Genomic DNA, 9,679 nt, shown 5'->3' with positions numbered 1-9,679 from the left:
ATGCTAAAGGGCGCGGAGATCATTCTTGTCCCAAACGATTGCGTCAGTATGCGCCCCCGTTTGCAGGCGCTTTCCACAAGAGCGTATGAGAATATGTGCGGCGTTGCGATGGCGAATCCCAACGGCAAAAACGCGGGCAACTCCTGCGCGTACAGCCCGATTTGCTGGGATGACAACGACGAATGTACAGATAACACGCTGCTGCTCGCCAACGCCGAAACAGAGGGATTGTTTTACGCCGCATTTGACATGGACGCTATCCGCAAATACCGCGAGCGTGAAATGATGGGAAATACATTCAGAAAAGTGAAGGCTTATTCTGATTTGTTAAGTGATGAAATACAATATCCGTTTATTAGGGAAGGGCAGTAAAACGAGGAGATGCTTTTAATGAAATTAGAAAATGCAGAATTGAAAAATATCGAAAGGATCGTGGCTATATCAAAAGCTGCGTTTGACAGCGATATTCATGTTGGCGCTTCCGAAGCAGATCGACCTCCTGATTATGATTCTATTCCATGGCACATTCAGATGAAAAATGAAGGACATTTGATGCAGGCAGTCGTAGCCGGAGAAATCGTTGGCGGTGCCATTCTGTTTGCGGACAAAGACGGTGAAACATTGTACATTGGCAGAATATTTATAGACCCGGTTCACTATCGGAAGGGGTATGGTCTTACCCTGATGAAGTTGGTAGAAACCTTCTATCCCGGTAACAAGAGAATCAAACTTGATACACCTCTTTGGAATGTAAGAACGAATGCTTTTTATACAAAGCTGGGTTATTGTGAAGTGAAACGAGATAAGGAGTTGGTTTACTACCAAAAAGAATTAGATTGACAAATTCCGATTTAAGATAATATAAGGAAGAATTATGAAATGACAAAATCAGAATTACATCAAATGATCGCCGACAGCACAGGAAACGAAAGCAACATCTGCCAGATTTATGCGATAAAGAATGGCTCTGTTGTGTTTAACGACTGTTGGCGCGGTTATAAAACGACCGATGCGGTGAACGTGATGTCTGTCACAAAAAGCGTCATGGCTTTGCTGATCGGTATTGCGATTGACAGAGGGTATATCAGAAGCGTGAATCAAAAGGTGATAGATTTGTTTCCTGATTACTCTGTCAAGCGTGGAGAGAAAACGATTTACAAGGTCACGCTCCGACATTTGCTTACCATGACCGCGCCGTACAAATACCGCAGTGAGCCTTGGACAAAGGTCTGCACCTCCGACGACTGGACAAAAGCCGCGCTTGATTTGCTCGGCGGCAGAAACGGGATCACGGGTGAGTTCAAATACGCTACGCTCGGTATACAAATCCTATCGGGCGTGATTCAAAACGCTTCGGGAATGAAATGCATCGACTTTGCAAATCAATATCTTTTTGCTCCGCTCGGTATTTCCGAGCACACGGTTCACGGCGCAAGCGATAAAGATGATCAGTTTGATTTCCTGATGAACAAAGCGCCGAGAAAGAACGAATGGTATTCCGACCCGAAAGACACTGTTACCGCAGGCTGGGGATTATGCATTTCCGCTGAGGATATGGCGAAAATAGGCGTTTTGATTCTGAACGGCGGTGAATATGATAACAATCGGATTATTTCAACAAATTGGATTGATGAAATGACTGCGCCGCGTATTTCGCTCGGGGAACGCTTCGGAAATATGCACTACGGATATCTGTGGTACAGACCATTTCAGGATAGGGAAACAATCGCTGCTATAGGTGACGGAGGCAACGTGATATATGTCAATCCTGAGAACAAAATTTCAGTCGGCGTGACGGGAACCTTCAAGCCCCGTGTCTTTGACCGCGTTGCATTTATTGAGAAAAACATTCTTCCTTTACTAACGTGACAAATCAGAAATAAGGAATAACATGACGGTAAAAGCAAACGAGTTATTGAAAACGAGGTGTTAGTGTAAATGAGATACGCAATTGAGATGTATTTTGACAAAGAAACCGAAGAAAAAATCATGCGTTTGGCGCAAAAGATCGCCGACGCGGGGTTGAGCACGAAGTATCTGGAATGGAAAACAAGACCGCATGTGACATTGGCGGTTTACAATGATATTGACGTTGACAGGTGCGCGCAGCTGCTTCAAAAGTTTGCAAACGACCGCAAGGCATTCCCTGCACTCTTTGATGCCGTCGGAATGTTCAACTACACAAAAACGATCTTCCTGTCACCGATAATGACAAGGAGCTTGTATGAGCTGCACAGCGAGCTTTACGCGCTGATGCAGGAATTTGAAGCGTCGGCGTGGGAGTGGTACAAGCAGCCCGACTGCTGGGTGCCGCATTGCACGGTCGCGCTGACTTCGGAGGATGAAGAAAACGTTTTCTATGAGGCGAGCGACTTGGTTCTGCATGAATTCAAAAAGCTGGAGGGTGTCTACACCTCCGTCGGCTTGGTGAAGATCACCTTCCCCGTAGAGGAACTTAAGACGTTTGATTTCCGGGAGGAGCTTGTGAAATGACCTTTACAGAAGCTCTGAAAAGCGGAAGCTTAGACGATATCAGAAAATATCCGAAAGCGGATCTGCACAACCATTTTGTGCTCGGCGGCAGCAGGGAGTATATTTTCAATCAATCGGGGCATCAAATCAATCCGATCACCAAGCCGCTGAAATCCATGCGCGAGATGGATACGTGGAGCGGTAAATATATCGGCGATCACTTCAACAGCCCGGAGGGTAGAAGGCTTCTGATCGAAGCGGCGTTTGCGCAGGCAAAAGCGGACGGCGTCACGGTTTTAGAGATCGGTGAGGATGTTTGGGGGCTTGGCGAGTTCTTCAACAACGCTATCGGCGAATTGATTGATGCCTTTCGGGAGGCGAATGAAAAAATTGCGCCCGAGATAGAACTGCGTCTGCAAATCGGCTTATCTCGTCATTGTCCAATCGATTATTTGGAGGATTGCCTGAAACACTTTTGGGGACATAAGGAGTTTTATTCGATTGATCTATACGGAGACGAGTTGGCGCAGCCGATCGAAAACTTCATTCCGATATATGAAAAACCGATAGGAGGAGATTAACATGAAACAATCTAAACGAGCGGTCAGCTTGTTGCTTGTGTTAACGATGCTCGTTGCCATGTTTACCATGTGCGACGTTCCCGCAAGTGCTGCTGATCCGTACGACGATGTTCCGTTGCTCGGCGATATTGACGGCGACGGCATCGTTACCGCTGCCGATGCGCTTGATCTTCAATGTTCACTGGCATGGTATGAAGGCTACATCCAGTACGACGATTTTACGGAAGATGATGTAGAATTCAGAGTCGCGAACACCTTCCATGATGATGTTATCGACATCGTAGACGTGTTCTATATTATGCTCTACCTTGTCGATGATCCCGAAGCACGCGACAGAGGCATCGAAGAGCCCATCGACATGCCCGTAAAGCCTACGGAATCCCCGACCGAGAAGCCCACCGCTGCTCCCGTTACTGAGAAGCCCACGGAGAAGCCCACCGCCGCTCCCGTTACCGAGAAGCCTACCGTAGCGCCTACAGTCGCCCCCGTTACCGAGCAGCCGACTGAGAAGCCTACCGAGGCTCAGAAGACGAGCGTTACGATCTACGGTCTGAACGGTCAGTCCGAGACCCGCGAGTTCAACGTCGGCGATACCTTTACCGTTTATACAACGCTGAATGCGCTCGATACCACCGCACAGGGTAAGATCGCGGCTGTCAACGCGGCCCAGACCTTCACCAGCTCCATCCTGAAGTCTGTTGATCCTGTCGGTCAGTACAACCTGTTCACCAACCCCGCCGGTATGTTCCCGATCACCGGGGCTGACACCGTCGCCCGACAGATGGGCGCGATCCAGCGCTATAATGCTGCAAACGCCGGCTTAGACCCCTTTGTTTTCAACAGCGACAGCAGCATCTTGTCGCAGTTCACCTACCGTGTCACAAAGCCGGGTAATGCTGAAGTCCGTAACACGATTTTGACGCTTGCCGCCGCCGACGAGGCGATCACCCGCGTGATCAATAAGAGCACCGTTGCTCCCGGTGAGAACGTGATCGTTACCGCTTCCTTTGATAAGCCCGCTCCCGCGCCTACTCAGCCCGTAACCGAGAAGCCTACCACTGCTCCCGTGACCGAGAAACCCACTGAGAAGCCTACCGAGAAGCCCACTGAGAAACCTACCGAGAAGCCTACCGAGGCGCCCTCTAAGGCGACCGTAACCATCTACGGCTTACAGGGACAGAGCGAGACCCGCGAGTTCAACATCGGCGATACCTTCACCGTATATACCGTGCTGAACGCAAAGAACATTAACGGCGGATATATCGGCGCTGTTCAGGGTACACAGACCTATACCAACACGATCGTCGATGAGATCGACGCCTACAGTGCAAGCTCCGGTCTTGTCAGCGACGCGGCGGCAATGTTCCCGATCCTCAGCACCGGAACCGTCGTCGGGAATCTGGGACTGGATGATACCATCGGTTTTACCGCGTCCGCTCCCGGACTTGACGATCAGGCGTATGCGTTCAACAAGGACGACAGCCTGTTCATGGTAACCAACTACAAGGTTATCGCAGGCGGCAATGCTGAGATCAGGACCAACTTCAAGAAGATTGCCTGCTCGGATGATGACCTTACTTTGATTATCAGGAACGGCAATATCCAGAATACAAACTTCACCTTTACCGCTTCATTCGATGAGCCCGAGCCGGCTCCCACCGAGGCGCAGACTGAGAAGCCCACTGAGAAGCCTACCGAGAAGCCTACCGAGAAGCCTACGGAGAAGCCTACCGAGAAGCCTACCGAGAAACCTACCGAGAAACCTACCGAAAAACCCACCGAAAAACCCACCGAGGCGCCCTCTAAGGCGACCGTAACCATTTACGGCTTACAGGGACAGAGCGAGACCCGCGAGTTCAACATCGGCGATACCTTCACCGTATATACGATGATGAACGCGAAGGATATCAACGGCGGGTACATCGGTTCTGTTCAGGGCTCTCAGACCTACAGCGATTCTATCCTGAAAGAAACCGACGCATATAACACAAGCTCCGGTCTTGTCAGCGACGCGGCGGCAATGTTCCCGATCCTCAGCAACGGCTCCGTTATCGGAAACCTGCTGGATTCCGGCACGGTAGCATTCACCGGCCTTAACCCGAATCTTGGCGATCAGGCGTATGCGTTCAACAAGGACGACAGCCTGTTCATGGTAACCAACTACAAGGTTATCGCGGGGGGTAATGCTGAGATCAGAACTACCTTCAAGAAGATTGCTCGTGCTGATGATGACCTTACCCTTATCATCAATAACGGAACGATCGTCAATCCGAATTTCACCTTTACCGCTTCATTCGATGAGCCCGAGCCGGTTCCCACCGAGGCGCCCACCGAGAAACCTACCGAGAAGCCCACTGAGCCTCCTGTAACCCTGACCGACGGTTTCTATATCATCAAGCCGGATTGGAGCATCGATTCGATCGACGCAAACGATATGTTCAGTGAGAATACAGCTACCTCCGGCGAGTATATGCTCAGTACCACTTTGACCGAGGGCGATAAGCTCAAGGCGGTCAAGGTCGAAAACGGCGAGATTACTGCATGGTATCCCGACGGTATGGATAACGAGTACACCGTTGACGCCGCTCACGCAGGCGAGGTCACGATCTATTTCCGTGAGACTTACCAGAGCGACTGGGCAGCCTTCGGCGGATATTTCTACATTGACAACGGCTCTACACCTGTTGTTCCCACCGAGCCGACAACGCCCGATGATGATACCGTAACCGTATATTTCACCGACGCTCTTAACTGGGGCAGCGCGAATATCTACTACTGGAACAACGGTCCTCAGTGGCCCGGTACCGCGATGACGGTACACGAGACCAACACCTATGGCCAGACCGTTTACAAGGCGACTGTTCCCGCTACCGTTACCGGTATTATCTTCAACGGCGGCGGTAAGCAGACGGTCGATATCACGACCGATATTACCGACGGCGCTCAGTGGTACACGACCGGTGAGATGGACGGCAGCAAATACAAGGTCAGTCTTGTAGGCGGCACACAGCCCGAGCAGCCCACCGATCCGCCCACACCCACCAAGACGACTCTGACCCTCCAGCCCAGCTCTGATTGGCAGAAGGATGGCGCGCGCTTTGCCGCTTACTTCTTCGGCAACGGCGAGACATGGGTCAGCATGACCGGCTCCGGCAATACCTATACGGTCGAGGTCCCCGACGGCTATACCAGCGTCATCTTCTGTCGCATGAATCCCTCGAGCACGACCAACAACTGGAACAATAAGTGGAACCAGACGGGCGATCTGAGCGTGCAGGACGGCATCGGCAAGAAGTACGTTATCACCGGCTGGGATAACAGCGGTTATTGGGAGTAAGCGTTCAGCAGCCGCATGGCGGGGACGTACGCGGATTATTCGCATACCATCAGGATGATCCGACAGCACAATTTGCGCTCCCGAACGACTCATTGCTTACTTGACCGACATCATTACTATATTACCCCGAGGGGCAGACTGCGGTCTGCTCCTCTTTTTTTGAAAAAAGGGTGGATTTTACGGAAATATATGTTATACTAAAATTCACTACATAACAGTATTAATCGGAAATTAAGCATTATAGTAATCCGGTTTTTCTGATTATTTTTTTTAAAATCATGCAACACTTTCCCGCTTTTTTGACACTTTATAAGTGAACGACGTCACAGGAGGATGGGATTATGGACGAAAAATCCTTGATAAAACAGGCGATACGAGGCGATAAAAACGCTTTCGCCTCCTTATATGCGCTCTATAAGGATGATTTGTACCGGTATGCGTACTTTCGGCTCGGTAACGCCGACGACGCGAACGACGCGGTTTCTTCCTGTGTGACGGCCGCTTACGAGGGGATCTACAAGCTGCGTGCCGCCGGTGCGTTCAAGGGATGGATTTTCAAGATCCTCTATTATTCATGCGGAAAGCTGATCGCCGACCGTCAGCAGCAGCGTAACCGTGCGGATGTCGAGGAGCTTGACCGCCTGCCGTCACAGGAGGATCATCTGTCGCCTGAACTGCAGGAGGCGCTTGCGTCGCTTGGTGAGACGGACAGAGAGATCGTCCTGCTCGGCGTGGTAGCAGGTTATAACAGTAAGGAGATCGCCTCGATGTTGGGATTCAATGCGTCCACCGTCCGCTCCCGACAGGCGAGGGCGCTGGCAAAAATGAAAGCTTTTTTGGAGTGATCAGCATGAAAAATGATTTTGATTTTATTAAAGAAAAGTTTGAGAGCAGCGGCGTTAAGGCGCCGGACAGCCTCGACAAAGACGCTGTGCTTGCGATGCTCGAGGATAAGCAGCCTGCCCCGATCCCGCTCCGTCCCAAGCGTAGATGGCCGGCAGTTGTCGCTGTAGCCGCCTCGCTGGTCATCGTCGCGTCTTTAGGTATCGTTCTGGGCTCGAGATTTATCGGGAACAAGCCCCAAACTGCGCCGCCGACCACTGTGATCGCCGACATCAAATCGCTGCAGACCTTTGACAGCTACAATGACGTCGAGGACGCCGTCGGCAGTATCCGTAAATTGAATCAGAAGAAGGATTCCCGTATGTTTGAGGCGATCAACAGCGATATGGCGGCTGACGGTTATTCCGAGGTGGGAAACAGCGCTTCCGCTGAGTCGGGGAACGCCTCTTCGAGCTCTCACAGCGAGACCTATAAGCAGGTCGAAGGCGTCGACGAGGCGGATATCATCAAGACCGACGGCAGATATATCTACTGCGTTGAGAATCGCTATAACGCGGCTTTGATTAAGATCTTCTCCGCAGACGGCGACAGCTCCCGCTTGATCACGACGCTGGATGCGAGCAAGCAGAGCTCCTCCACCGCCGATGAAGCCGCCCTTTCCGACAGCGACGCCTATTATTATGATTACAGATTCACCATCTCCGATATGTATCTGCGCGATCATACTCTGGTGCTTTTATGTATGGATCACCGGGATGCCGAAGAGACCGTGACCGAGGCTCAGGTGTACGACGTCAGCGACATCAACAGCATCCGCTTCCTCGGCGACCATTCTCAGAGCGGGTATCTCGCGTCCTCACGCATGATAGGGGACACACTGTACACCGTCAGCTCCTACTATCCGTATGAAGATCGCGTGATCCCTTACTGCAACGAGAAAGAGATTCCCTGTAACTGCATCTATTCGCTCCCGAACCCCAACACCGAGAGCTTTTTGGTTGTCAGCTCCTTCAATACGCGCGACTTTTCTGCACAGTCCGAGAGCAAGGCGCTGCTCGGCGCGGTAAGCGATATTTACTGCAACGAGAATAACCTCTATATCTATGCCTCTCACTATGATGTTGATGATGACGGATGGTTCAACTTCTTCAGCAGCAAGGTAACTACCCGGATCGTCAAGGTGAACCTGGACGATGGATTGGAATTTACCGCTTTCGGCGAGGTCAAGGGTTACGTTAAGGATCAGTATGCGCTGGATGAATACAGCGGTAACCTGCGCGTCGCTACAACCTGTGAGAGAAACGGCAAGGACGTCAACAACCTGTATGTGCTGGATGAGAACCTGAGCGTGATCGGCTCCGTGAACGGCTTCGCAAAGAACGAGAGTATCAAGGCGGTCCGTTACTTGGGCGATACCGCGTATGTGATCACATATGAACAGACCGATCCTCTTTTTGTGATCGATCTGAGTGATCCCGCGGCTCCCGCAATCCTCGGCGAAGCAAAGATCAGCGGCTTCTCTACCATGCTCATACCGATCGGCGATGATCTGGTGCTGGGTCTGGGTTATCATACCGAAAACGAGGATTATACCGACCTTGAGGTGCAGGAGGGCTTCAAGCTCGCGCTCTTCGACGTAAGCGACAAGGCTAACCCGAAGGTACTCGACAGCAAGTCATACGTTGAGTACAGCTCAGAGGTGCAGTACAACCCCAAGGCTCTGGTCTATAACCCCGACCGCGACGATTACATCATCCCGCTCAACTACGCCCATTACGGCTGGCGCGATTACATTGACGCTGAAGATACCGAGAGCGCGGATGGCGCCTCTGAGGATAAGGATGTGATCTACGGCGGTATGCTCAACTTTACCGTCCGAGACGGCAAGATCAAGGTCATCGAGCAGTATCGCTGCGACAGAACCAATGAGATCGAGCGATGCATCTACGTCGGCGATACCGTTTACATGACCCACCGCGGAGAGAATTACGACGGCGACCTTACGATCGAGACAAAGAAATATCAGTAAAAAAATGGGGATGAAGTTAGAGCTTCATCCCCTGTTTTATTATAAAAACAGTATTATATATCATTGTCGTTTTGTGATCTCCAAAAGCAGGCTTTTTGGGAAACCCTGTTTATTCAGACCAACAGCAAAGGCAGAACCATTTGGTCCTGAGTTGGTTATGGCCCGCCCGTCGTCCTCGCGAACTTCGCTGATAGAGGACGATAAGGTGTTATCGTCCTCCGATCGCTCCGTTGCTCGTCCTCTCCCCAAAAAGCAGGCTTTTTTGGGGACCCCGTTCGTTCAGACCAACAGCAAAGGCAGGACCATTTGGTCCTGCCTTTGCTGTTGGCCCGCCCGAAGAGATTTGAACTCCCGTTCTCCGGAATCGGAATCCGTTGCGTTATCCAGCTGCGCCACGGGCGGATGTCGTACCAATAT

8 protein-coding genes and 1 tRNA gene are annotated in these 9,679 nt (G+C 51.1%); 8 read left to right on the top strand and 1 reads right to left on the bottom strand.

All coding sequences use genetic code 11. The features are described from left to right. The 8 genes from JKK62_RS04625 to JKK62_RS04590 form a co-directional block, all read left to right on the top strand. The coding region (locus JKK62_RS04625) for a carbon-nitrogen hydrolase family protein (protein WP_494545958.1) at positions 1-372 on the top strand (372 nt) is incomplete at its 5' end. A gap of 18 nt (positions 373-390) precedes the next feature. Continuing rightward, positions 391-840: a GNAT family N-acetyltransferase gene (locus JKK62_RS04620; protein WP_092969380.1), complete on the top strand. Its 450-nt coding sequence runs from the start codon at positions 391-393 to the stop codon at positions 838-840. 39 nt (positions 841-879) lie between these two features. Next, on the top strand, positions 880-1,869 hold the full coding sequence (locus tag JKK62_RS04615; protein ID WP_201427082.1) for a serine hydrolase domain-containing protein: 990 nt from the start codon (positions 880-882) through the stop codon (positions 1,867-1,869). Between the two features lie 69 nt (positions 1,870-1,938). Then, complete coding sequence (locus JKK62_RS04610; protein ID WP_201427081.1) at positions 1,939-2,493, top strand: 2'-5' RNA ligase family protein; 555 nt, start codon at positions 1,939-1,941, stop codon at positions 2,491-2,493. Further along, the gene (locus tag JKK62_RS04605) at positions 2,490-3,053 is read left to right on the top strand and encodes an amidohydrolase family protein (protein ID WP_366503001.1); all 564 of its coding nucleotides are present in this window, start codon (positions 2,490-2,492) and stop codon (positions 3,051-3,053) included. Before JKK62_RS04610 ends, JKK62_RS04605 begins: the two co-directional genes overlap by 4 nt. Before the next feature lies 1 nt (position 3,054). Continuing rightward, positions 3,055-6,390, top strand: a complete 3,336-nt coding sequence (locus JKK62_RS04600) for a starch-binding protein (protein WP_201427080.1) — start codon at positions 3,055-3,057, stop codon at positions 6,388-6,390. A gap of 341 nt (positions 6,391-6,731) precedes the next feature. Next, positions 6,732-7,235 carry an RNA polymerase sigma factor gene (locus tag JKK62_RS04595; RefSeq protein WP_201427079.1) on the top strand — a complete coding sequence of 168 codons (504 nt, stop codon included), beginning with the start codon at positions 6,732-6,734 and terminating at the stop codon, positions 7,233-7,235. A 5-nt stretch (positions 7,236-7,240) separates the two neighbouring features. After that, a complete protein-coding gene (locus JKK62_RS04590) occupies positions 7,241-9,262 on the top strand; it encodes a beta-propeller domain-containing protein (protein ID WP_201427078.1) in 2,022 nt (673 codons plus the stop codon). 325 nt (positions 9,263-9,587) lie between these two features. On the opposite strand, the gene JKK62_RS04585 is transcribed toward JKK62_RS04590, so the two are convergent. Beyond that, positions 9,588-9,664 (bottom strand) — tRNA-Arg (locus JKK62_RS04585). Between the last annotated feature and the right edge of the window lie 15 nt (positions 9,665-9,679).

It is taken from the genome of Ruminococcus difficilis, from assembly GCF_016680995.1.
Note: the sequence above shows the minus strand (reverse complement) of the source record. Positions and strands in the feature narration are given on the sequence as shown.